The sequence below is a fragment of the Streptomyces sp. NPDC018026 genome (assembly GCF_044327745.1).
Taxonomy (GTDB): Bacteria; Actinomycetota; Actinomycetes; order Streptomycetales; family Streptomycetaceae; genus Streptomyces; species Streptomyces rubrogriseus.
Genome location: NZ_JBIRFY010000011.1, coordinates 134,999 through 157,876 on the forward strand (window position 1 = coordinate 134,999; position 22,878 = coordinate 157,876).

A 22,878-nucleotide genomic window follows, 5' to 3' on the forward strand; every position below is an offset into this window, starting at 1 on the left:
CTTTCTCAGGGTTGTCCGTTGTGTCCCAGGCCACAGCTCATCAGACCCGGGGGGCCGATGACAAGGGTCGACGGGCAAATGGTTTAGACCTGTTCTGGTCGCCGCCCGCCAGCCGCGTCTCCTCCGTGGCTCTGTGGTCCGTGGTCACCCGTACTCACGGACGCCGACGGCGCGGGGTTCAGGGTGTGTAACGCCGCTCACACCCGTCCGCGCCGCGGCTCCCCGGGACCGCTCGGGCGGTCCTGCCGGGCGGTCAGGCGGTCAGGTTCGTCTCCCGCACCAGCTCGAACACGCCGCCTTCCGCGTCCTCGGACAGCAGGTACGACTGGGCCTCGCCCACGTGGAAGTACATGCCGTGCAGCTCCAGGTCTCCGGCGTCCAGCGCCCGGGCCACCGAGTCGTGGGCGCGCAGGTGCTCCAGTTGCTGGACCACGTTGGCCAGGCACAGCCGCTCCGCGGTGTCGGCGGCCCCGCGTCCGGCCAGCCGGGGGCGGGCGCGACCGGACTCGTGTCCCTGCTCGTGTCCCTGCTCCTGGTCCCGCTCCCGCTCCTGCGCGTTCGCGTCCATGTCGACGTCCGGAAGGGCGCGCTCCAGGCTGGGCACCCCGTGCCGCAGCCACCGCTGGAGGGGCGTGCGCGCACCTCCGTGTTCGGCGCCGAGCAGCGCCTGCATCGCCCCGCACCCGGAGTGCCCGCACACCGTGATGGACCGCACCTTCAGCACGTCCACGGCGTACTCGATCGCCGCGGCCACCGAGTCGTCGCCGCTCTCCTCGCCGGGCAGCGGCACGAAGTTACCGACGTTGCGCACCACGAACAGGTCGCCGGGACCGCTGGAGGTGATCATCGACGTGACCACCCGCGAATCGGCGCAGGTCAGGAAGAGCTGGGAGGGCTGCTGTCCCTCCCTGGCCAGCCGGGCCAGCTCACGGCGCATCAGCGGGCCGGTGTTGCGGTGGAACGCGCTGATGCCACGGGCGAGTTCGTGTGCGGTGGGCCCGTCGGGGGCACCGGGCGCACCTCTTGCGCCCGTTGTGCCTGTTCCATCCCTTCTATCTTTTGCGTCTCCTGTGTCTCTTGTGTGTCTTGCGCCGGGTGTGTTCGGACCGGTCGCGGTGCCGAGATTTCCTTCGGGGGAGCCGTCGGTGGCCGCCTGCCCGTCCGTCCCGGGTGGTGGGGCCTTCGACGGGCGTTCGCACTGGTGGTTGCGCCAGGGCGTCCAAGGACGGCAGCGGCAGCCGTCCTCCTCGGCCGGTTCGGAGATCCGGGTGCCGGGCCGGCGGCCGGTGATGTCGACGGAGCCGCCCTGCGCGGTGTGCGTCTTCTGCCAGTCCTGCAGAGTCTCGTACGCCGCGTGGTCCATGAACGACCCGTCCAGCTCGACGACGGCGTCCGCTCCGTGCGGCACCTGGTGCAGGACCCGGCTGAGCCGCGGCACGGCGAGGAAGGTCAACTGGCCGCGTACGTGTACGTAATGGACTCCCTCCGTGTCGTCATGAGTGATCCGGGTGCGGCTGAGGCGGTGCAGGGCGACGCCGACGGCGACGGCGATGCCCAGTGCGACGCCCTCCAGGACACCGAGGAACACCACGCCGCAGATGGTGACCGCGTAGACCAGCACCTCACGGTGGCGGGTCACCGTACGGATGTGGTTCAGCGACACCATCTTGAGGCCGACGGCCATGACCAGGGCGGCGAGCGAGGCGAGCGGGATGAGCTCCAGGGCCGGGACCATCAGCAGTGCGGCGATCACTACGAGAACGCCGTGCAGCATCGTGGAGTTCCGGCTGACGGCGCCCGCCGCCACGTTCGCGGAACTGCGCACGGCCACACCGGCGATCGGCAGTCCGCCGAGCGACCCGGAGAAGATGTTGGCGGCGCCCTGACCGAGCAGTTCCCGGTCGAGGTCGGAGCGCTTGACGCGGCCGGTCAGAGCGGGCCGGGCGGCGACCAGTTTGTCGACGGCGACCGCGCCGAGCAGGGACTGCACGCTGCACACCAGCGTGGTGGTGAGGACGGCGGCGAGGAGGCCGAGTACCGGACCGTCGGGCAGCGAGGCCAGGGCGTGGCTGCTCCAGGACGGCAGGTCGACCTTGGGCAGGCGAAGTTCGGTGAGGGCGGCGACCGCGGTGGCACCCGCGACGGCGATCAGGGCGGCGGGCAGCTTGCCCAGGACCTGGCCCGCCCGGCCGGGGACACGGGGCCAGAGCAGCAGCAGGGTCAGGGTCAGCACGCTCACGGCCAGGTCGGCCGGATGGAGGTTCGCCAACTGGGCGGGCAGCGCGACCAGGTTGTCGGGTACGGCGCTCTGGGGGGTGCCGCCGAGGACGATGTGCAGCTGGGCGACGGCGATGGTGACGCCGATGCCGGCGAGCATGCCGTGCACGATGGCGGGGCTCACGGCGAGCGCCGAACGCGCCACGCGCAGGCAGCCCAGGCCGAGTTGGGCGATCCCGGCGAGAACGGTGATGGCGCAGGTCGTACGCCACCCGTAGTGCTGGATGAGGTCGGCGGTGACCACGGTGAGCCCGGCGGCGGGGCCGCTGACCTGGAGGGGGCAGCCGCCGATCCGTCCGGCGACGATCCCGCCCACCGCGGCGGCGACGAGGCCGGCCTGGAGGGGGGCGCCGGTGGCGAGGGCGATGCCCAGGGAGAGGGGGAGAGCGATCAGGAAGACCGCGATCGCGGCCGAGAAGTCGGCACCCGCGACGCGGAAGCGCCGGGGGCCGTGGGGCGGCGGACTGTGGGGTTGGTGGACGTGCTTGGTCCGGGCCGAATCGGCGCGGGCGGGGACGCAGGCTGACATGTTCCCGTCTCCTGAGGATCCGTTCGATTACAGCGAGTAAATAGAGAGTAATTCAGAGTAAAGAAGAGGCATAGGTTTTTAGCGCGAATGGAGTAACGCCCCGCGCATTCGAGTGGATCAGTTATTTCATCGGCTTGTCGTACTAATTCCTTCTCATTTCCGTGTCACCTTGACGGCGCTGACGGCACGGCCCGGCTCAGCACCCGACATCGCCTAGTCGGCGTTGGCCCGAGAGAAGGAAGAAGGTGGGCGGACATGGCCGCCACCCGCAGGATGGCCTCCCGCAAGACGGCCGCGCGCGCCGTGGTCGCCGCGGTCTGCGCCGCGTCGCTGGCCGGTTGCGCGATCGACAACGGCACCGGTTCCGGCGAAGGGACGCAAGGACCGGAGAAGGAAAAGGGGAAGGCGGCACCGGCGCCCAAGAACGCGGTCCGGCTGATCGGTGACGGTTCCACCGCGTACACCGGGGCCCAGCCGCACCTGCCCCGGCCCGAACGCCTCAAGCCCGGCCAGAAGCCCCCGCAGTTCGTGGTGTTCTCGTGGGACGGCGCGGGTGAGGACAGTCAGAAACTGTTCTCCCACTTCCGCGAAGTGGCCAAGGAGAACAACGCCACCATGACGTACTTCCTGAGCGGCGTGTACATGCTGCCGACCGAGAAGCGGGATCTGTACAACCCGCCCCAGCACTCCCCGGGCCGCTCCGACATCGGCTTCAACGACGAACAGGGCATCGCCGACACCGTCAAACAGTTGCGGCTGGCGTGGCAGGAGGGCAACGAGATCGGCACCCACTTCAACGGGCACTTCTGCGGCGCCGGCGGCGGGGTCGGCGAGTGGTCCGTCGAGGAGTGGAAGGAGGAGATCAGCCAGGCCAAGCAGTTCGTGAAGACCTGGAAGACCAACACCGGGATGAAGAACGCGGCGCCCCTGCCCTTCGACTACGAGAAGGAGCTGATCGGCGCCCGCACCCCGTGCCTGGAGGGTCAGAAGAACTTCATGAAGGCGGCGAGCCAGATGGGCTTCCGCTACGACAGCAGCGGGGTGAACAACCAGGTCTGGCCGTCGAAGAAGGAGGGCCTGTGGGACCTGTCGATGCAGCTCGTGCCGTTCCCCGGCCACTCCTACGAGCAGCTCACCATGGACTACAACTACATGGTCAACCAGTCGGGCACCGCCACCCAGGGCGACCCCGCCAAGCGCGAGTTCTGGGGCGACCAGATGCGTGACAGCCTGCTCAAGGGCTTCGAGCGGGCCTACGACGGGAACCGCGCGCCGCTGATCATCGGCAACCACTTCGAGTCCTGGAACGGCGGCACCTACATGCGCGCCGTGGAGGAGGTCGTCGAGACGGTGTGCACCAAGGAGGAGGTGCGCTGTGTCTCCTTCCGGCAACTCGCGGACTGGCTGGACGCCCAGGACCCCAAGGTCCTGAAGAAGCTGCGCACCCTCGGCGTCGGTGAGGCTCCGAAGAAGGGCTGGGCGTCCTTCCTGTCGGCCGCGCCCGCACCGGCGCCCAAGGGCGTGCCCGGGGCGCCGGCCGCCAAGCAGTAGGGCCGGGCCGCCGGCCGCTCCGAGGCGTACGAGGTCGCGGTGACCGGCGGGTCACGCGGGGGTGGCGACCTCCTCGCCGAGGACGAAACCGGGGTCGACCTGCGCCGCCAGGTCGTCCCCGGTGCGCTCGTTGCCCCAACTGTGGGCGTTCTTCAGATGGAAGTGGACCATCTGCTGGGTGTAACGCGCCCAGTCGCGCAGCTCGTACGTCGCGTCGACGGCCGTGTGCAGTGTGCGCAGTGCCCGGCCGTTGGTCTCCTCCAGGAGCTCGAACCGGGGCGGGCGGCCCTTCTCCATGGCGCGCACCCAGTCCGAGTGCCCGACGGTGACCAGCAGGTCGTCCCCGACCTGGTCGCGCAGGAAGTCGAGATCGTCCTGCCCCTGCACCTTGTTGCCGACGACCTTCAGGGTGACGCCGAAGTCGCGGGCGTACTCCTTGTACTGGCGGTAGACGGAGACCCCCTTACGGGTCGGCTCGGCGACGAGGAACGTGATGTCGAAGCGGGTGAACATGCCGGAGGCGAACGAGTCGGAGCCGGCGGTCATGTCCACCACGACGTACTCGTCACGCGCGTCGACCAGGTGGTTCAGGCACAGCTCCACCGCTCCGGTCTTGGAGTGGTAGCAGGCGACCCCCAGGTCGGCCTCCGTGAACGGTCCGGTGACCATCAAACGGATGGTCCCGCCGTCGAGTTCCACCGGCCGGGCACAGGCGTCGTAGACCGGGTTGTCCTCCCGCACGCGCAGCAGGCGCGAGCCTTCGCCGGGCGGCGTCGTCTTGATCATCTTCTCGGCGGAGGCGATGCGCGGGTTGGTGCCGCGCAGATGGTCCTTGATCAGCGAGAGGTGCTCGCCCATCGCGGGCAGCCCGGCCGCCTCCGCGTCGTCGAGACCCAGCGCCGGCGCCAGGTGCTGGTTGATGTCGGCGTCGATCGCGACGACGGGTGCGCCGGTGGTGGCGAGGTGTCGGACGAACAGGGAGGACAGGGTGGTCTTGCCGCTGCCGCCCTTCCCGACGAAAGCAATTTTCATGTTCACCAAGAGTAGTGGCTTGATAGCTGTAGGTGGCACGGGAGGCGGGCCGGGGGTGAAGAAGACCACTCATTCGTGGGGCACGGCGCCGGGTTGCGTAGGGTCTTACTCATGAGTACGACAGGCGCGAACGCCGATCCGCTCGCGGCCCTGGGCGCCCTGCCCGGCGTGGCCGAGTCCGTGGAGTCCGTACGCAAGGCCGTGGACCGTGTCTACGGCCACCGGATCATGCGGCGCCGCAGCAACGAGATCACCTCCGAGGCGGCACTGCGCGGCGCCCGGGGTTCGGCGGCGCTGTCCGGAGCGGACTGGGCCCTGGAAGAGGTGCGCCGGCGCAGCGACTTCAGTGGCGACGTCGAGGCCCGCGCGGTGGGCGCCGCGTTGCGGCTGACCGCCGAGGCGGGGCAGCTGCTGTCCATCTGGCGACAGTCGCCGCTGCGCGTGCTGGCCCGGCTGCACCTGGTGGCGGCCGCGGAAAAGGCCGACGAGGTGGGGCGGCCCCGCCAGAACGGCGAGCCGGTGAACGAGCCGCTCGTCGAGCTGCCGCTGCCCGACGCCGAGGAGGCGCACGGCCGTCTGGACGGCCTGGCCGCGCTGGTCGCGGCCGGCGGTTCCGCACCGGCGCTGGTGACGGCCGCCGTGGTGCACGGGGAACTGCTGGCGCTGCGCCCCTTCACCTCCGACAACGGCCTGGTCGCGCGCGCGGCGGAGCGCATCGTCCTGGTCGGCAGCGGACTGGACCCCAAGTCGGTGTGCCCGGCCGAGGTCGGTCACGCCGAGCTGGGGCGCGCGGCCTACCTGGCGGCGCTCGACGGCTACGTCTCCGGAACCCCGGAGGGCATGGCCGCCTGGATCGCCCACTGCGGCAAGGCGGTCGCCCTGGGTGCCCGTGAGTCGACGGCGGTGTGCGAGGCACTCCAGCGCGGGGCGGCGTAGGGCCGGTCCGGGCTGTTCGCCGGACAGGGGTCCGCTGCCGGGCGGGGGTCTGTTGGGCGGGCGGCACAGAAATGCGGCGGTACGAGTGCTCGTACCGCCGCTGGCATGACCACCCGGTTACCAAGCGTCCTCGATATGTGCCCATCAGGCCGGGTACTTCGCCCGTGACCTGGTGCGGCTGGCCCGTAATCGACGGGTCGACGTCGCGTGGGTGCCCGGTGTCCATGCTCGGTCCGTGGGGCCAAATGCGTGTTTAAGGTGATCCTTTCGGATGTCCTTGGTCTCGCGGGCCGTTGAGTCCTTTGTACTACCGGTCCCGAGTAAGCGGAAGTGCTCGCCGCACTTCTTTACTTTTGCGGTCATACGCGGGTGAAAGGGCTGATCCGGTCGACCGGGACGAGCCGACGGCCGATCGGCCCGAGGGCGCCGATCAGGCTGCTGTGGACCGTCGTCGGCTCGCGTACCAGACGAGACCCGCGGTCGCCGCCGCGGCGCCTATCGCGGCGGCGGCGACGAGCGCGGGACGCGGGGGCACGGAGAATCCCCGGATCCGCTGCTTGAGCCGCACCGGGCGATGGAAATCGAGAATCGGCCACTCGCGCGCGAGGGCTTCCCGGCGCAGCGCCCGGTCCGGGTTGACCGCGTGGGGGTGGCCGACGGCCTCCAGCATCGGCAGGTCGGTCGCCGAGTCGCTGTAGGCGTAGCAGCGGGACAGGTCGTACCCCTCGGACCCGGCCAGTTCCCGGATCGCCTCCGCCTTGGTCGGGCCGTACGCGTAGTACTCCACCTCTCCGGTGAAGCAGCCGTCCGCACCGACGATCATGCGGGTCGCCACCACCCGGTCGGCGCCGAGCAGCTCGCCGATCGGCTCGACCACCTCGGCGCCCGAGGTCGAGACGATCACGACGTCGCGACCGGCGGTGTGGTGCTCCTCGATCAGGGAGGCCGCCTCGTCGTAGATGATCGGGTCGATCAGGTCGTGCAGGGTCTCGGCGACGAGTTCCTTGACCAGTTGGACGTTCCACCCGCGGCACAGCGCGGAGAGGTACTCGCGCATCCGCTCCATCTGGTCGTGGTCGGCTCCGCCGGCGAGGAACACGAACTGGGCATATGCGGTACGCAACACGGCCCTGCGGTTGATCAGCCCGCCTTGGTAGAACGACTTGCTGAACGTGAGCGTGCTCGACTTCGCAATGACCGTCTTGTCCAGGTCAAAGAAGGCCGCCGTGCGGGGCATGGAGTGAGGCGCGGAGTGGGGCGAGGAGTGGTTTTCCACAACCCTGAGCATAGGCGCAGCCCATTCGGCGTAAGCTGGGGCGCGTGGGTTTGCCTGAGAGAGCTCTCGGGTACACCATGGAAGTCACGGATCGTTCGCGACCGTGCTAACCCGGTCCGACTCCTCCCCCCCCGAGTCGGCCGTGGAGACGACCCCCGCTCTCCCCCCCGGCGGGGGTCGTCGCATGTCCGGGTGGGTTTTCCGCTCTTCCTACGATCTGGGCCCCGTGCCGTTGCGGCGCGGGGCCCAGACGTTGTCGCGACCACGATCCGCTACGCAGCGTAGTGACCGGACTGCTCTGCGGCAGTCGCACGCGGGGTGGAGCGGAACCGGAGGAGGCTCACCGGTTCGAGTGAGTCGATATTCACAACCATCGAGTTGTCCACAGTTTTTGACCAAGATCCACACGATTTTCCGGATCGCTGCACCGTGATTCCCATGCGTCCGGGCCGTGCCGAGTTCCATGGCCGGATCTGTTTGCCGGACGCGTGATGTGGGCCGCTCGTGCGGGGACCGCTTTCCGGTTCTTCACGCGGTCGCAAATCGCGGGGCCGCGGGGCTGCGCGAGAGACCACGAGACGCGGGGCGCGGCCGCGGGAGCCGCGCCCAAGGGGGAAAGACCATGACCGGAACGATCACACACGACCCGCCGTCCACCGCCGGAGGGCGGCAGAGCGGACCCCTGATCGTCACCGAGGACACTGAGCTCCTCGACGACCTGCTGCGCCTGTGCGCGGCCGCGGGCGCCACGCCGGAGGTGCACCACTCGGTGCCCGTGACGCCGCCTTCGCCTCCATCGGCGCCGACGGCGGCGGCTTCCTCGGCGTCGCCCGCACCCTCGGCGGCCGGGAGGCGGACCGGATGGGAGACCGCGCCCCTGGTCCTCGTCGGAGACGACGCGGCGCGGCGGGTACGGGGCGCGGTGCGCAGACGGGGAGTGGTCCTCGTGGGCCGCGATCAGGACGACTCGGGGATCTGGCAGCGGGCCGTCGAGATCGGCGCCGACCACGTCCTGATGCTGCCCGACGGTGAGCAGTGGCTGGTCGACCGCATCGCCGACGTCGCCGAGGGCGTCGGCCGTCCGGCCCTCACCGTCGGCGTCATCGGCGGCCGGGGCGGCGCCGGAGCGTCCACACTGGCCTGCGCGCTCGCCGTCACCTCCGCGCGGGAGGGGCTGCGCAGTCTCCTGGTGGACGCCGATCCCCTGGGCGGCGGCCTCGACGTCCTGCTCGGCGGTGAGACGGCCGAGGGGCTGAGGTGGCCGGCGTTCGCGGCATCGCGAGGGCGGGTCGGCGGCGGCGCCCTGGAGGAGTCGCTGCCCCAGTTGCATTCGCTACGGGTGCTGAGCTGGGACCGGGGCGACTGCGTCGCGGTACCGCCGCAGGCCGTTCGCGCGGTGCTCGCCGCGGCCCGGCGAAGGGGCGGCACGGTCGTCGTCGACCTGCCCCGCCGGATCGACGACGGGGTCGCCGAGGTCCTCGCGCAGCTCGACATCGGGCTCCTCGTCGTCCCCGCCGAGCTGCGGGCCGTCGCGGCGGCGGGCCGGGTGGCGGCCTCGGTGGGCATGGTTCTGCGCGACCTCCGGGTCGCGGTGCGCGGACCCTACGGCTCCGGACTCGACGACCGTGAGGTGGCCCGGTTGCTCGGCCTCCCCCTGGCCGGCGAAGTGCCGGTCGAGTCCGGCCTCCTGCGGGCCACGGAGAGCAAACGGCCCCCGGGCACACCCACCCGCGGCCCGCTGGCGCGCTTCTGCCGGGGGTTCTGGGAACGGGCGCTGGCGGAGACGGACGGGCGGGGCGGGAGCGGCTCATGAGGAACGTGACCGGGCCGGTGGTGAGCGGTGGAAGGCGGGTCGGGATGGACGCGGTGGCGGCGGGAGAGCAGGACGGGATCCCGGGGAAGCCCGCGGGGGCGGCTGAGGGGGCGGGGACGGGGGGAGGCCGGGCGCTCGGGCCCCCCGGGACACCCGGCGGACTGGACACGCGCGCGGCTCCGGGCTGGGTGAACCGGCAGCCCGGCCGGACGCCTGCGGGATCGTGGTCGCCTGCCGGTGGTGCTGGCCTCCCGCGGCTGCGCCGGGCCTTCGGAGCATCGGTGGGCCCGGCAACCCCGACATGGGTGGGCTCGGCGCCCGCAGGGTTGACGGGACCGGCTGCCGGGCCGGTGCGGCCGCGGGCGCAGGTGCAGGGCTCCCTGCGGGCTCCCGCGCCGGTCGCGCAGAACGGCCTCGGCGCCGCGCCCGGCATGCTCGACGGTGTGCGGCGATGGCTCGCCGAGAGCGGGGCGGAGCCGACGCCCGCGCGAGTGGCGCAGGCACTGCGGGAGCAGGGGCGGGTGCTGGGGGACGCCGAGATCCTCGGTGCCGCCGAACAGCTCCGGTCGGAACTGGTCGGCAGCGGGCCACTCGAGCCGCTGCTCGCCGACCCCTCGGTGACCGACGTGCTGGTGTCAGCCCCGGACCGGGTCTGGGTGGACCGGGGCGGCAGCCTGGAGCTGGCACCGGTCTCCTTCCCCGACGCGGCGGCGGTACGGCGGCTCGCGCAGCGCCTCGCCACCGTCGCTGGGCGCCGGCTCGACGACGCGCGGCCCTGGGTGGACGCCCGGCTGCCCGACGGCACCCGGCTGCACGCGGTGCTGCCACCGGTCGCCGTCGACTGCACCTGCCTCGCGCTGCGGGTGGTACGGCCGCGCGCCTTCACCCTCCACGAGTTGGCGGCGGCGGGCACCGTGCCGCCCGGCGGTGACCGCGTGCTGCGCGCCCTGCTGCGGGCCCGGCTGTCCTTCCTCGTCAGCGGCGGTACCGGCAGCGGCAAGACGACGCTGCTCAGCGCCCTGCTCGGACTGGTCGGACCGGACGAGCGCATCGTGCTGGCCGAGGACTCGGCGGAACTGCGACCCGACCACCCGCACGTCGTGCGCCTGGAGACCAGACCGGCGAATCAGGAGGGCGCCGGTCTGGTCACCCTGGAGGACCTGGTGCGCCAGGCGCTGCGCATGCGGCCGGACCGGCTGGTCGTGGGTGAGGTGCGGGGTCCCGAAGTGGTCCATCTGCTCGCCGCGTTGAACACGGGGCACGAAGGCGGGTGCGGAACGGTGCACGCCAATGCCGCCGCCGACGTACCGGCGCGGCTGGAGGCGCTCGGTACGACCGCGGGCCTGAACCGTGCGGCTCTGCACAGTCAGCTCGCGGCGGCCCTCTCGGTGGTCCTCCACCTGGTCCGCGACCGCGCGGGACGGCGCCGGATCGCCGAGGTGCACGTACTGGAGCGGGACCCGTCGGGGCTGGTGCGGACGGTGCCGGCGCTGCGATGGGGCGCGGAGGCCTTCGTGGCCGAACGCGGCTGGCAGCGGCTGCGCGAGCTGTTGCGCGGCGCGGGGGCCGAAGAGCGGGCGGTCGGACGGGAGGCGCGGAGGTGATGAGCATGACGGTGACCGGCACTCCGGTGACGGGCATGCCGGGGACGGGCGAGCTGTCGACGGGCGCGGTCCTGGTGTGCCTGGGAGCGGCCGCCTGGCTGGCAGGAGGGTGGCACTCGGGCGTACGGCGAGCGCGGACGGTGCTCGGCGAAGGCCGGACGCGCACGAACGGTGGGCCGAGTGCGACTGACGGGTCTGGTGGGACACGCGCTGCCGGGCCGCCGCCCGCGGCGCGTCGGACGACGGAGGGGTGGCGGCGTGTCAGGGGTCGGCTGAGGCCCGAGTGGTGGTCACTGGCCGCCGGGCTGGTGCTGGCGGTCCTGGGTACCTCGGTGCTGCCGGTCGTCGCGGGGGCGGCCGGAGTGCCGGTACTGCGCCGGGTGCGGTTGGCCGGTCGGGAGCGGCGCGCCAAGGAGCGCCGGCAGGACGCGGTGATCGCCCTGTGCGGGACGCTCGCCGGGGAAGTGCGGGCGGGGCGGCAACCGGGCGAGGCGCTCCTGTGCGCCGCGCACGACTCCGCCGGGCTCGGTGAGGCGCAGGCGACGGTGCTCGCGGCGGCCCGGTTCGGCGGGGACGTCCCCGGGGCGCTGGCGTTGGCGGCCGGGCAGCCCGGTGCCGAGGGACTGCGCGGGCTCGCGGCGTGCTGGCGGGTCGCGGTCGACCAGGGCGCGGGGCTCGCGGCCGGTCTCGACCGGCTGGAGGGCGCGCTGCGTGCCGAACGGGACCAGCGCTCGGACCTGCGCGCCCAGTTGGCCGGCGCCCGGGCCACCGCCGTGATGCTCGCCGGCCTTCCGGTCCTGGGTCTCCTGCTCGGCGTCGCCCTCGGGTCCGACCCCCTGCAGGTGCTGCTGCACACCGGTGCAGGGGTGGGCTGTCTGCTGGCCGGCGGGGTTTTGGAGAGCCTGGGCGTGTGGTGGGTGACGCGGATCGTGCGCGGAGCGGAGGCGGCTTCGTGAACGGCGACTTTGTCCACAGGCTGGGGGTGGCGGTGGCGATGGTGCTGATCGCCGGCCGGCTGACGCGCGGTCTCGGAGCCGCGCGGCGGGGCCGGGCGCTGCGCAGGCGGCTCAGGGGCCTCCTGGCACCGCAGCCGACGCCGGTCCGCTCCGGCGCGCGACCCGCCGAAGCGCTGAGCACCCTGCGCCCGTGGCTGCCGCTCCTCGGCACGGTGGGCGCCGGCTGGGCCCTGGTCGGCGGTGTGGTCGGGGTCCTGGTGGGTCTGGTGGGCGCGGCCGCGCTGTGGCGTTGGAGCGCCCGGCGTTCGGCCGCGGGCACGGAGGAGGCGGAGGCTGCCGCCGCGCAAGCCGCCCGCCAACTGCCTTTGGCGGCCGATCTGCTGGCGGCCTGCATCGCGGCGGGCGCGAGTCCGGTGGCGGCGGCGCGGGCGGTCGGCGAGGCCCTGGGCGGACCGGTCGGGGACGCGCTGGGACGCGGTGCCGCGGAGGTGCGCCTCGGTGGCGAACCGGCCGGTGCCTGGCGGGGGTTGGCCGCCGTCCCGGGTGCCGTGCCCCTGGCACGGCTGCTGGAGCGGGCCGAGGTGTCCGGCCTGCCCGCGGCGGGCCCGGTCGCCCGCCTGGCCGCCCAGGCCCGTGCCGACTGGGCCCGCACCACGACGGTCCGGGCCCGTCGAGCGGCCGTCATGGTCACCGCGCCGGTGGGGTTGTGCTTTCTGCCCGCGTTCATCGCGGTGGGCGTACTGCCGGTGGTCATCGGACTGGCCGGCGGGGTGCTGGGTCGCGGGGGAGGGGGTGGCTGACGGATCGGGGCGTCGTACGAGCAGCAGTCGAGCAACGGATGAGCAAGCGAGCAACGGAATCGAGCCTTACGGGGGTTGCGATGTATCAGAGGGTGCGGGCACGGCTGGGTGCCCTGGTGGGCGGAGTACTCGGGGCGGTGCGACGGCAGGCCGCGCGGCGGGACGCGGGAATGGTCACCTCCGAGTACGCGATGGGGATCGTCGCGGCGGTGGCCTTCGCCGTGGTCCTGTACAAGGTCGTCACAAGCGGCACGGTCAGTGCGGAGCTGCAGGGCATCGTGAAGGGGGCTCTCGATGCGCGGATGTGAAAGGGCGGTGAGAGCCGGGTCCCCGGTCCGTGGTGCGTGTGGGCGCCGCCTCCGCGGAGCCCCGGACGCCGGGGCGAGCACCGGGCCGGACAGCGGGTTCGTGACGGCGGAGGCTGCCGTGGTGCTTCCCGTGCTGGTGGTGTTCGCGATGGCGCTGGTGTGGGGGCTGCTCGTGGTGGCCGCTCAGATCCAGTGCGTGGACGCGGCCCGGGCGGGCGCCCGTGCGGCAGCACGACAGGACCCGGAGGACGCGGTCGTGCAGCTCGCCCGTGCGGCGGCACCACGCGGAGCTCGGGTCACGGTGAGCCGGGAGGCGGGCCTGGTCCGTGTGGTCGTGGTGGCCGAGCCACCGGCTCTGCACGGACTGCCCTTCGAAGTACGGGAGGAAGCCGTGGCCTCGGCGGAACAGACGGTGGGGACGGAGCCGACGGCGGCGGAACCGGTGAGGGCCGAGCCGTGAGGGACCGAACCGGCGGGGAGCGAGTCGGCGGGGAGCGAGCCGTGAGGGGCGGGCCTGGTGGAGGCCGAGCCGTGACGGGCGGAACCGGTGCGGACGGCGCCGGTGGGAGTCGGGCCGTGAGCGCCTCCGACCAGGGGTCGGCGACCGTGTGGAGCGTTGCCGCCATCGCCGTTCTGTGTTTCGTGTTCGGCATCGTGCTGGCCCTGGGGCAGGCCGTCGTGGCCCGGCACCGCGCGGCGGGCGGCGCCGATCTGGCGGCGCTCGCCGCGGCGGACGAATGGGCGCGGGGCACCACCGCGGCGTGCGAGAGGGCGGGGCGGGTCGCGCGGGCGCAGGAGGTGCGGTTGGTGCGCTGCGTGCTCACCGGGCAGATCTCGGACGTGACGGCGGCGTCGGGCAGAGCGCCGTTCACGGCGGAGGTCCGGGCGAGGGCGGGCCCCGCCCCGCTCGAAACGCCAGCGCCACCGTCAGCGCCACCGTCGGCGCCCGCGCCACCCCCGCCCTCCGCGCGGGCCCTCCCGCCTACCCCGCCTGTCCTGCCTGCCCCGCCTGTTCCGTCTCCGCCGCCCCTCGCAGCAGCACCGTGAGGAGCCGTACCGCTCCCCGTTTGTGCAGCGGATCGTTGCCGTTGCCGCACTTGGGGGACTGGATGCAGGACGGACAGCCGGCGTCGCACTCGCAGGAGGCGATGGCTTCACGGGTTGCGGTGAGCCAGTCGCGGGCCGTGTGGAAGGCCCGCTCGGCGAAGCCCGCGCCACCGGGGTGGCCGTCGTACACGAAGACCGTCGGCAGCAGCGTGTCCGGGTGCAGGGGGACCGACACGCCGCCGATGTCCCAGCGGTCGCAGGTCGCGAACAGGGGCAGCATGCCGATCGAGGCGTGCTCGGCGGCGTGCAGGGCCCCGCCGAGGATCTCCGGGTTGATCCGGGCCGCGTCCAACTGGTCCTCGGTGACCGTCCACCACACCGCGCGGGTGCGCAGCGTCCGTGGAGGGAGGTCGAGCTTCGTCTCGCCCAGGACCTCGCCGGTGATCAGGCGCCGGCGCAGGAAGGAGACCACCTGGTTGGTGACCTCGACGGAGCCGTAGCAGAGGCGCCCGTCGCCCCAGGGGACCTCGATGCCGGTCTCCAGCACCGAGATCGCCGTGGTGTCGCGGGCCACCGTCGAGTAGGCGGGGGTGGCCCGCTCGACCAGCGCGACGGAGTCCTCCAGGTCCAGGGAGCGGACGAGGTACGTGCGTCCCTGGTGGAGGTGCACGGCGCCCTCGTGGACGGCTGTGTGGGCGGCGCCGGCGTCCACGGTGCCCAGCAGCCTGCCCGTGCCCTCCTCCACGACCTGGACCGGACGTCCGCCCTCGCCGCGGATGTCCGTCAGGTCGGCGGCCCGCTCACGGCGGGTCCAGTGCCAGGCCCGGGTCCGGCGGCGCAGCAGCTTCGCCGCCTCCAGTTGCGGCAGCAGCTCCTCGCAGGCGGGGCCGAAGAGCTTCAGGTCCTCCTCGGTCAGGGGCAGTTCCGCCGCCGCCGCGCACAGGTGGGGGGCGAGGACGTACGGGTTGTCCGGGTCCAGGACGGTGGACTCCACCGGCTGGTCGAAGAGGGCCTCCGGGTGGTGGACGAGGAAGGTGTCCAGCGGGTCGTCACGGGCGACCAGCACGGCCAGCGCCCCCTGTCCGGCCCGTCCGGCCCGGCCCGCCTGCTGCCACAGCGAGGCCCGCGTCCCCGGGTACCCGGCGATCACCACGGCGTCCAGGCCGGAGATGTCGAGGCCGAGTTCGAGGGCGTTCGTCGCCGCCAGGCCGAGGAGGTCACCCGAGTGCAGGGCGCGTTCCAGGGCACGGCGCTCCTCGGGGAGGTAGCCGCCGCGGTAGGCCGCCACGCGCCCGGCCAGGGAGCGGTCGACCTCGGCCAGACGCTCCTGCGCGATCACCGAGATCAGCTCCGCGCCACGCCGGGAGCGGACGAAGGTGATCGACCGCATGCCCTGCACCGTGAGATCGGTGAGCAGGTCGGCGGCTTCCGCGGTGGCGGTGCGGCGCACCGGTGCGCCCTTCTCGCCCTCCAGTTCGGTCAGCGGAGGTTCCCACAGGGCGAACACCAGTTCACCGCGGGGTGACGCGTCGTCGGCGACCTCGATCACCGGGAGCCCGGTGAGCCGGCGGGCGGCCACCGAGGGCTCGGCGGCGGTGGCGGAGGCGAGCAGGAACACGGGCGACGCGCCGTAGCGCGCACACAGTCTGCGCAGTCTGCGCAGCACCTGGGCGACGTGGGAGCCGAAGACGCCCCGGTAGGTGTGGCACTCGTCGATGACGACGTACTTCAGTGCCTTCAGGAACGACGACCAGCGGGGGTGGGAGGGCAGGATGCCGCGGTGCAGCATGTCCGGGTTGGTCAGGACGTACGTTCCGTACTGGCGGATCCACTCGCGTTCCTCGAACGGCGTGTCGCCGTCGTAGACCGCGGCCCGCACGGAGGTTCCGAGAGGTTGTGAAAGTTCCTTCACCGACCGGCACTGGTCGGCCGCCAGCGCCTTGGTCGGGGCCAGGTAGAGGGTCGTGGCGCCGCGCCCGTTGGGCGCCTCGGAGCCGTCCACGAGGGTCGACAGGACCGGCACGAGATAGGCCAGGGACTTGCCCGAAGCGGTGCCGGTGGCGACGACCACCGAGTCGCCGTCCAGGGCGTGCTCGGCCACGCGTGCCTGGTGGGCCCAGGGGTGTTCGATGCCCGCGGCCCGTACCGCGGCCAGGACCTCCGGTCGAATCCGGTCCGGCCAGACGGCATGACGGCCCGCACGCGGGGGCAAGTGCTCCGTATGAGTGATGCGCGCAGCCCGGCTCGGTCCCGCGGCGAGCCGGTCCAGGAGCATGCCCGGTTCCGGCCGGGAGCCGGGCTCCGCCGGGGATCGATCGGGTCGGTGATTCTTGGCCATCGGCACCGAGTCTGTCACTGGCGTGACGGACAATGGGACCAAGGCGTCGTGCACGCCTGCCGGTAAGTGATTGAATGCCATCGCGGCTGGCGAACCGTCCTGGGGGCTTCAAGCCGAGGTGTCCCGAGGGACGACCGCTCGATAGCAAGGTGCTGGAGGATCCGTGGACCTGTCCCTGTCGACCCGTACCGTCGGCGATCGTACGGTCGTCGAGGTCGGTGGCGAAATTGACGTATACACCGCGCCCAAGCTGCGTGAGCAGCTGGTCGAGCTCGTGAACGACGGGAGTTTCCACCTCGTCGTCGACATGGAGGGCGTGGACTTCCTCGACTCCACAGGGCTCGGCGTGCTGGTGGGTGGACTGAAGCGGGTGCGTGCCCATGAGGGCTCGCTGCGGCTGGTCTGCAACCAGGAGCGCATTCTCAAGATCTTCCGTATCACCGGCCTCACCAAGGTGTTCCCCATTCACACCTCGGTCGAGGAAGCGGTGGCGGCCACCGACTGACGACCGGTTCCGGGCCTCCTGGGGCCCGGGACAGCAAGTAGAACGAGGGGGGTCCGGGCTGTCGGCGGCCCGGACCTTCGTAAGCACGCCCGCAGTTCCGAGGGGGATGCATGGCCACCGTCGAACTCCGCTTCAGCGCGCTGCCCGAGCACGTCCGTACCGCCCGTCTGGTGGCGGCCGCGGTGGCGCGCAGGGCCGGAGTGGACGAGGCCGTCCTCGACGAGGTCAGGCTCGCCGTCGGCGAGGCCTGCACCCGGGCCGTGGGCCTGCATCAGCACGTCGGCATCACGGCGCCGGTCAAGGTGTCGCTGATCGAGGAGGAGAAGCAGTTCTCCATCGAGGTCGGTGACGAGGCGCCGCACGCGGTCCCCGGGGCCAAGACCTCGGGGGGCGCCGCCGACGAGCTGGAGGCCGAGGAGGACGAGATGGGCCTCGCGGTGATCAGCGGACTCGTCGACGACGTGGAGGTCTCGGCGGGCGAGGACGGCGGACTGATCCGCATGACCTGGCCCACCGCACCGGCGGTGCTGCCGCCGGTCTGATCCCCCGCGTCACCCGGAGGGCCCCACCTGGTGGGGCCCTTTGCCATGCGCGGACATACATTGGTGCCGTGCGGGCGTTAAGTGAATTCATTCACGATCAATCGCATGAAGAATTGATCACCGGGCCGTTCGTGAAACGGATCACCGGGCGGATCACGGAATTAATGCCGGAGGGCCATTACTACTTCCGGCCCCCTTGTGGTTGACAGAGCAATTCCTTTTGTCGTGCACTGTTTTGATCGGCTTCCGGTACCTACAATCCCGTCCACATCTTGAGCTCAGCCCAAGCGTCAAGGAGGACGAATGGCGGAGCTTCCTACCTCTCATCTCGCGGCTGCCGTGCTGACCGACGGAAACCGCGCGCTGGTCGCGGTCATCGCGGTCGTCGCGCTGGCAGCGCTGGTGCTCGCGGGTGTCCTGGTGCGCCAGGTGCTCGCGGCGGGCGAGGGAACCGACAGCATGAAGAAGATCGCGGCGGCCGTCCAGGAAGGCGCGAACGCGTACCTGGCCCGGCAGTTGCGCACGCTCGGCGTATTCGCCGTCGTCGTGTTCTTCCTGCTCATGCTGCTGCCCGCGGACGACTGGAATCAACGGGCCGGACGTTCGATCTTCTTCCTGATCGGCGCGGCGTTCTCGGCGGCCACCGGCTATATCGGCATGTGGCTCGCCGTGCGCAGCAATGTGCGCGTCGCCGCGGCGGCCCGGGAAGCGACACCGGCCCCCGGCGAACCGGAAAAGGATCTCACTCTCGTCTCGCACAAAGCGACGAAGATCGCGTTTCGCACGGGCGGCGTCGTCGGCATGTTCACGGTGGGGCTGGGCCTGCTGGGCGCCTGCTGCGTGGTGCTGGTGTACGCGGCCGACGCGCCGAAGGTCCTGGAGGGCTTCGGCCTCGGTGCCGCGCTGATCGCGATGTTCATGCGCGTCGGCGGCGGCATCTTCACCAAGGCCGCCGACGTCGGCGCCGACCTGGTCGGCAAGGTCGAACAGGGCATCCCGGAAGATGATCCGCGCAATGCCGCGACCATCGCCGACAACGTGGGCGACAACGTCGGCGACTGTGCGGGCATGGCGGCCGACCTCTTCGAGTCGTACGCCGTCACCCTGGTGGCCGCGCTGATCCTCGGCAAGGTGGCCTTCGGCGACTCCGGGCTGGCGTTCCCGCTGCTGGTCCCGGCGATCGGCGTGCTCACGGCCATGATCGGCATCTTCGCGGTGGCGCCCCGGCGGTCCGACCGCAGCGGTATGAGCGCGATCAACCGGGGCTTCTTCATCTCCGCGGTGATCTCGCTTGTGCTGGTGGCGGTCGCCGTCTTCGTCTACCTGCCCGGCAGCTACGCCGACCTCGACGGCGTCACCGACGCGGCGATCGCGGGCAAGAGCGGCGATCCGCGGATCCTCGCGCTGGTCGCGGTCGCGATCGGCATCGTGCTCGCCGCCCTGATCCAGCAGCTCACCGGCTACTTCACCGAGACCACCAGGCGCCCGGTCAGGGACATCGGCAAGAGTTCGCTCACCGGACCCGCCACCGTCGTCCTCGCCGGAATCTCGCTCGGCCTCGAATCCGCCGTCTACACCGCCCTGTTGATCGGCCTCGGCGTCTACGGGGCCTTCCTGCTCGGCGGCACGTCGATCATGCTGGCGCTGTTCGCGGTGGCGCTGGCCGGCACCGGCCTGCTCACCACGGTCGGTGTGATCGTCGCCATGGACACCTTCGGGCCGGTCTCCGACAACGCGCAGGGCATCGCCGAGATGTCCGGCGACGTCGAGGGCGCCGGCGCCCAGGTGCTCACCGACCTGGACGCCGTCGGCAACACCACCAAGGCCATCACCAAGGGCATCGCCATCGCCACCGCCGTACTGGCCGCAGCGGCCCTCTTCGGGTCGTACCGCGACGCCATCACCACCGCCGCGGCGGACGTGGGCGAGAAACTCAGCGGCGAGGGCGCGCCGATGAACCTGATGATGGACATCTCACAGCCCAACAACCTCGTCGGGCTCATCGCCGGCGCCGCGGTCGTCTTCCTCTTCTCGGGACTGGCGATCAACGCGGTGTCGCGGTCGGCGGGCGCGGTGGTCTACGAGGTGCGGCGGCAGTTCCGGGAGCGGCCCGGAATCATGGACTACAGCGAGAAACCCGAGTACGGCAAGGTCGTCGACATCTGCACCAGGGACGCCCTGCGGGAACTCGCCACGCCCGGACTGCTCGCCGTGATGGCGCCCATCTTCATCGGGTTCACGCTCGGCGTGGGCGCGCTCGGCGCGTTCCTGGCGGGCGCGATCGGCGCCGGGACGCTGATGGCGGTGTTCCTCGCCAACTCCGGTGGTTCCTGGGACAACGCCAAGAAGCTCGTCGAGGACGGCCACCACGGCGGCAAGGGCAGCGAGGCCCACGCCGCCACCGTCATCGGCGACACGGTCGGCGACCCGTTCAAGGACACCGCGGGTCCGGCGATCAACCCGCTGCTGAAGGTCATGAACCTGGTGGCGCTGCTCATCGCGCCGGCGGTCATCAAGTTCTCCTACGGAGCGGACAAGAGCGTCGGCGTACGGGTGCTGATCGCCGTCGTCTCGTTCGCCGTCATCGCGGCGGCCGTCTACGTGTCCAAGCGGCGCGGGATCGCCATGGGCGACGAGGACGACGCCGACCCGGAACCCAAGTCGGCCGATCCTGCGGTGGTTTCGTAGCCTCCGCCCTCCGGCCCGCCGCACGGATTCGGTCCGGGTACCGCTCAAGGGACGGGCGGACGGCGCGTGTTGACGCGTCGTCCGCCCGTTTCGCGCCCGCGTGCGCCGCCTCACCGTGAGCCTTCTCTCTCTTGGTGCAAATGGCTTCAATACCGTCATAACGGATGGTCGTCCGGTCGATGTCCCCCATCCGGCGTGTATGTTCCGGGGCCGAGAGCCATGGAAGGGACCAATCCGGTGAACAAGAAGCTCGCGGCCGCACTGTCCGGCGGTGCGGTACTGGTACTGGCGCTGACGGGATGCGGCAGCAGCGACGACAACGAGAAGCTGGACTCCTGGGCCAAGGACGTCTGCGAGGGCGTGCAGCCGCAGGCCAAGAAGATCGAGGCGGCCAACGCGGCGATCCAGAAGGAGACCTCGGACAACAGCACTCCCGCCGAGGTCCAGAAGACCGACGCCAAGGCGTTCCAGGACATGTCCGACGCCTACAAGGCGATGGGCGCCACCGTGCAGAAGGCCGGCCCCCCGGACGTCGACGACGGCGAGAAGAAGCAGAAGGACGCGGTCACCGAGCTGAACGGCCTCTCCTCGTCGTACGCCTCCCTGCGCAAGCAGGTGGAGGAGCTCGACACCAAGGACCAGGCCAAGTTCGCCGACGGCCTCAAGGACATCGCCACCGAGCTGAACAAGCTCAGCAAGAGCGGCAGCGACGCGCTGAAGACCCTGGAAGAGGGCGACGTCGGCCAGGCGATGGCCAAGCAGCCCAGCTGCAAGTCGGCCTCGGTGACCCCGTCGGCCGCCGAAGGCTGACCGGGCCGGGCGCCCCGCGCGAACGTGGGCCGGGCGCCCCACAAGAACGCGAGCCGGACGCGCCGCAGGGACGCGAGGCGGTCTCCCGCACGGACGCGGGGCGGGGTGCGGACCGCAGGGCCACAATGGGGGGTGTGAGTAACGCCAGCCTGTCCCCCCTGCCCTCCGCCGACCGCCCCGACGTCGCCACCCGGCTGCGGGACGCCCTGCTCGGGGTGTCCTTCACCGCCGACGGACTGCTGGAGCTGCTCGGCGCCCCCGCCTACGCGGCGCTGTCGCGCAGCGAGACCGTGCCCGCGCTCCGGGCGACCCGCGGCGACACGCCGCTGGAACTGCTCGTCCGGCTGTTCCTGCTCCAGCAACCCGTCCCCCACGCGCGCGTGGGGGACGTCCTGCCCGTCGACGCCTGCCTGGAGAGCGGCTGGCTCGACCGCGCGGGCGACGACGAGGTGACGGCCACCGTGGACGTACGGCCCTACGGCGGGCCCGGCGGCGAGGACTGGTTCGTCGTCTCCGACCTCGGCTGCGCGGTCGGCGGCGCCGGAGGCATCGGCAACCACGCCGAGGGCGTCGTCCTCGGTGTCGGCGGCGCCTCCACCACCCTGGCCGGCCTCACCGTCCGTACGCCCGTCTCCGCCGCCCTCGACCTCGGCACCGGCTCCGGCATCCAGGCCCTGCACGCCGCCGCGCACGCCACGCGCGTGACGGCCACCGACGTCAACCCGCGCGCGCTGCACATCACCGCGCTCACCCTGGCCCTGTCCGGCGCCCCGGCCGCCGACCTGCGCGAGGGCTCCCTCTACGAACCGGTCGCCGACGACGAGACGTACGACCTCGTCGTCTCCAACCCGCCGTTCGTGATCTCGCCCGGCGCCCGACTCACCTACCGCGACGGCGGGATGGGCGGGGACGATCTGTGCCGCTCGCTCGTTCAGCAGACGGGGGAGCGCCTGAACGAGGGCGGGTTCGCGCACTTCCTCGCCAACTGGCAGCACGTGGAGGGGGAGGACTGGACGGACCGGCTGCGCTCCTGGGTGCCGCGCGGCTGCGACGCCTGGATCGTGCAGCGCGAGGTGCAGGACGTCACCCAGTACGCCGAGCTGTGGCTGCGGGACGCGGGCGACCACCGCGGTGATCCCGCCGACTACCAGGCACGGTACGACGCCTGGCTGGACGAGTTCGAGGCGCGCAAGGTCAAGGCCGTCGGCTTCGGCTGGATCACGCTGCGCCGGACCGGGGCCGCCGAGCCCTCGGTCGTCGCCGAGGAGTGGCCTCACCCCGTCGAGCAGCCGCTCGGCGAGACCGTGCGCGCCCACTTCGACCGCGTCGACTACCTGCGCTCCCACGACGACGCGGCCCTGCTGGAGGCGCACTTCACGCTGTCCGGCGAGGTCGTCCAGGAGCAGGTCGGGCTGCCCGGCGCCGAGGACCCGGAGCACGTCGTCCTGCGCCAGAACCGCGGCATGCGCCGGGCCACCCGGGTGGACACCGTCGGCGCCGGTTTCGCGGGCGTCTGCGACGGCACGATGAGCGCGGGCCGCATCCTGGACGCCATCGCCCAGCTGGTCGGCGAGGACCCGGTGGCCCTGCGCGACCGCACGCCCGCGCAGATCCGGCTGCTGGTGGAGCAGGGCTTCCTCGAACCGGCGTAGGGCGGCCCGGACGCCGGGTGTGGGTGCGCGCACCCATTTCTTTTTGCCGCGGTCACCCGCGTACTTTTTGGCCGCGCTCACCCGCGCCGCCCGCCCCACCCGGCGTACGGGGACCGGCCCCACCCGAAGGCACCCGACGGCACCCGACGGCACCCGGCGGCACCCGGCGGATCCGTCGGCTCCCCGTTCACCTCGGGTTCGCCTGCCCGCCGCC

The 22,878-nt window shown here is 72.1% G+C and carries 18 protein-coding genes; 14 read left to right on the top strand and 4 right to left on the bottom strand.

Going from position 1 to position 22,878, the window contains the following annotated elements:
* Positions 1-253: 253 nt before the first annotated feature.
* Positions 254-2,806: a SulP family inorganic anion transporter gene (locus tag ACH4D3_RS29555; RefSeq protein WP_398328146.1), complete on the bottom strand. Its 2,553-nt coding sequence runs from the start codon at positions 2,804-2,806 to the stop codon at positions 254-256.
* A 255-nt stretch (positions 2,807-3,061) separates the two neighbouring features.
* Between ACH4D3_RS29555 and ACH4D3_RS29560 the strand changes: the two genes are divergently transcribed.
* Positions 3,062-4,357 carry a hypothetical protein gene (locus ACH4D3_RS29560; protein WP_398328149.1) on the top strand — a complete coding sequence of 432 codons (1,296 nt, stop codon included), beginning with the start codon at positions 3,062-3,064 and terminating at the stop codon, positions 4,355-4,357.
* Positions 4,358-4,408: 51 nt separating this feature from the next.
* Here ACH4D3_RS29560 and ACH4D3_RS29565 read toward each other — a convergent pair whose 3' ends face one another.
* A complete protein-coding gene (locus ACH4D3_RS29565) occupies positions 4,409-5,389 on the bottom strand; it encodes an ATP-binding protein (protein ID WP_398328151.1) in 981 nt (326 codons plus the stop codon).
* A gap of 111 nt (positions 5,390-5,500) precedes the next feature.
* Here ACH4D3_RS29565 and ACH4D3_RS29570 point away from each other — a divergent pair, with 111 nt between their 5' ends.
* Positions 5,501-6,325 (top strand): oxidoreductase, encoded by an 825-nt coding sequence (locus ACH4D3_RS29570; RefSeq protein ID WP_398328154.1) that lies wholly within the window; start codon positions 5,501-5,503, stop codon positions 6,323-6,325.
* 430 nt (positions 6,326-6,755) lie between these two features.
* On the opposite strand, the gene ACH4D3_RS29575 is transcribed toward ACH4D3_RS29570, so the two are convergent.
* Positions 6,756-7,613 (bottom strand): HAD family hydrolase, encoded by an 858-nt coding sequence (locus tag ACH4D3_RS29575; RefSeq protein ID WP_398328157.1) that lies wholly within the window; start codon positions 7,611-7,613, stop codon positions 6,756-6,758.
* A gap of 610 nt (positions 7,614-8,223) precedes the next feature.
* Here ACH4D3_RS29575 and ssd point away from each other — a divergent pair.
* From ssd to ACH4D3_RS29610, 7 genes are all read left to right on the top strand, one after another.
* Positions 8,224-9,414 (top strand): septum site-determining protein Ssd, encoded by a 1,191-nt coding sequence (gene ssd / locus ACH4D3_RS29580; RefSeq protein WP_398328160.1) that lies wholly within the window; start codon positions 8,224-8,226, stop codon positions 9,412-9,414.
* 431 nt (positions 9,415-9,845) lie between these two features.
* On the top strand, positions 9,846-11,018 hold the full coding sequence (locus tag ACH4D3_RS29585; protein ID WP_398328445.1) for a TadA family conjugal transfer-associated ATPase: 1,173 nt from the start codon (positions 9,846-9,848) through the stop codon (positions 11,016-11,018).
* 35 nt (positions 11,019-11,053) lie between these two features.
* Entirely contained in the window at positions 11,054-11,974 is a 921-nt protein-coding gene (locus ACH4D3_RS29590) for a type II secretion system F family protein (RefSeq protein ID WP_398328448.1), read from the top strand.
* Positions 11,971-12,774, top strand: coding sequence for a type II secretion system F family protein (locus tag ACH4D3_RS29595; RefSeq protein WP_398328163.1), 804 nt, complete (start codon positions 11,971-11,973; stop codon positions 12,772-12,774). Before ACH4D3_RS29590 ends, ACH4D3_RS29595 begins: the two co-directional genes overlap by 4 nt.
* Before the next feature lie 80 nt (positions 12,775-12,854).
* The gene (locus ACH4D3_RS29600; RefSeq protein WP_398328166.1) at positions 12,855-13,082 is read left to right on the top strand and encodes a DUF4244 domain-containing protein; all 228 of its coding nucleotides are present in this window, start codon (positions 12,855-12,857) and stop codon (positions 13,080-13,082) included.
* A 7-nt stretch (positions 13,083-13,089) separates the two neighbouring features.
* On the top strand, positions 13,090-13,542 hold the full coding sequence (locus tag ACH4D3_RS29605) for a TadE family type IV pilus minor pilin (RefSeq protein ID WP_398328169.1): 453 nt from the start codon (positions 13,090-13,092) through the stop codon (positions 13,540-13,542).
* Positions 13,543-13,658: 116 nt separating this feature from the next.
* Complete coding sequence (locus ACH4D3_RS29610; protein WP_398328172.1) at positions 13,659-14,129, top strand: Rv3654c family TadE-like protein; 471 nt, start codon at positions 13,659-13,661, stop codon at positions 14,127-14,129.
* On the opposite strand, the gene ACH4D3_RS29615 is transcribed toward ACH4D3_RS29610, so the two are convergent.
* A complete protein-coding gene (locus ACH4D3_RS29615; protein WP_398328175.1) occupies positions 14,065-16,548 on the bottom strand; it encodes a DEAD/DEAH box helicase in 2,484 nt (827 codons plus the stop codon). The genes ACH4D3_RS29610 and ACH4D3_RS29615 overlap by 65 nt on opposite strands.
* Positions 16,549-16,630: 82 nt before the next feature.
* On the opposite strand from ACH4D3_RS29615, the gene bldG reads away from it, so the two are divergent.
* The 5 genes from bldG to ACH4D3_RS29640 all read left to right on the top strand — a co-directional run bounded on the left by bldG (position 16,631) and on the right by ACH4D3_RS29640 (position 22,664).
* Positions 16,631-16,972, top strand: a complete 342-nt coding sequence (bldG, locus tag ACH4D3_RS29620) for an anti-sigma factor antagonist BldG (RefSeq protein ID WP_003975386.1) — start codon at positions 16,631-16,633, stop codon at positions 16,970-16,972.
* 110 nt (positions 16,973-17,082) lie between these two features.
* On the top strand, positions 17,083-17,514 hold the full coding sequence (locus ACH4D3_RS29625; RefSeq protein WP_398328178.1) for an ATP-binding protein: 432 nt from the start codon (positions 17,083-17,085) through the stop codon (positions 17,512-17,514).
* Between the two features lie 303 nt (positions 17,515-17,817).
* On the top strand, positions 17,818-20,202 hold the full coding sequence (locus ACH4D3_RS29630; RefSeq protein WP_398328181.1) for a sodium-translocating pyrophosphatase: 2,385 nt from the start codon (positions 17,818-17,820) through the stop codon (positions 20,200-20,202).
* Between the two features lie 219 nt (positions 20,203-20,421).
* Entirely contained in the window at positions 20,422-21,012 is a 591-nt protein-coding gene (locus tag ACH4D3_RS29635; protein ID WP_398328184.1) for a small secreted protein, read from the top strand.
* 125 nt (positions 21,013-21,137) lie between these two features.
* Complete coding sequence (locus ACH4D3_RS29640; RefSeq protein WP_398328187.1) at positions 21,138-22,664, top strand: methyltransferase; 1,527 nt, start codon at positions 21,138-21,140, stop codon at positions 22,662-22,664.
* Positions 22,665-22,878: the final 214 nt, after the last annotated feature.

Coding starts and splice junctions, on each gene's coding strand:
- ACH4D3_RS29590 (WP_398328448.1), top strand. CDS start 11,054: ATGCCGGGGACGGGCGAGCTGTCGACGGGCGCGGTCCTGGTGTGCCTG.
- ACH4D3_RS29600 (WP_398328166.1), top strand. CDS start 12,855: ATGTATCAGAGGGTGCGGGCACGGCTGGGTGCCCTGGTGGGCGGAGTA.
- ACH4D3_RS29635 (WP_398328184.1), top strand. CDS start 20,422: ATGGAAGGGACCAATCCGGTGAACAAGAAGCTCGCGGCCGCACTGTCC.
- ACH4D3_RS29565 (WP_398328151.1), bottom strand. CDS start 5,389: ATGAAAATTGCTTTCGTCGGGAAGGGCGGCAGCGGCAAGACCACCCTG.
- ACH4D3_RS29555 (WP_398328146.1), bottom strand. CDS start 2,806: ATGTCAGCCTGCGTCCCCGCCCGCGCCGATTCGGCCCGGACCAAGCAC.
- ACH4D3_RS29615 (WP_398328175.1), bottom strand. CDS start 16,548: ATGGCATTCAATCACTTACCGGCAGGCGTGCACGACGCCTTGGTCCCA.
- ACH4D3_RS29575 (WP_398328157.1), bottom strand. CDS start 7,613: ATGCTCAGGGTTGTGGAAAACCACTCCTCGCCCCACTCCGCGCCTCAC.
- ACH4D3_RS29625 (WP_398328178.1), top strand. CDS start 17,083: ATGGCCACCGTCGAACTCCGCTTCAGCGCGCTGCCCGAGCACGTCCGT.
- ACH4D3_RS29585 (WP_398328445.1), top strand. CDS start 9,846: ATGCTCGACGGTGTGCGGCGATGGCTCGCCGAGAGCGGGGCGGAGCCG.
- ACH4D3_RS29570 (WP_398328154.1), top strand. CDS start 5,501: ATGAGTACGACAGGCGCGAACGCCGATCCGCTCGCGGCCCTGGGCGCC.
- ACH4D3_RS29640 (WP_398328187.1), top strand. CDS start 21,138: ATGGGGGGTGTGAGTAACGCCAGCCTGTCCCCCCTGCCCTCCGCCGAC.
- ACH4D3_RS29560 (WP_398328149.1), top strand. CDS start 3,062: ATGGCCGCCACCCGCAGGATGGCCTCCCGCAAGACGGCCGCGCGCGCC.
- ssd (WP_398328160.1), top strand. CDS start 8,224: ATGACCGGAACGATCACACACGACCCGCCGTCCACCGCCGGAGGGCGG.
- ACH4D3_RS29630 (WP_398328181.1), top strand. CDS start 17,818: ATGGCGGAGCTTCCTACCTCTCATCTCGCGGCTGCCGTGCTGACCGAC.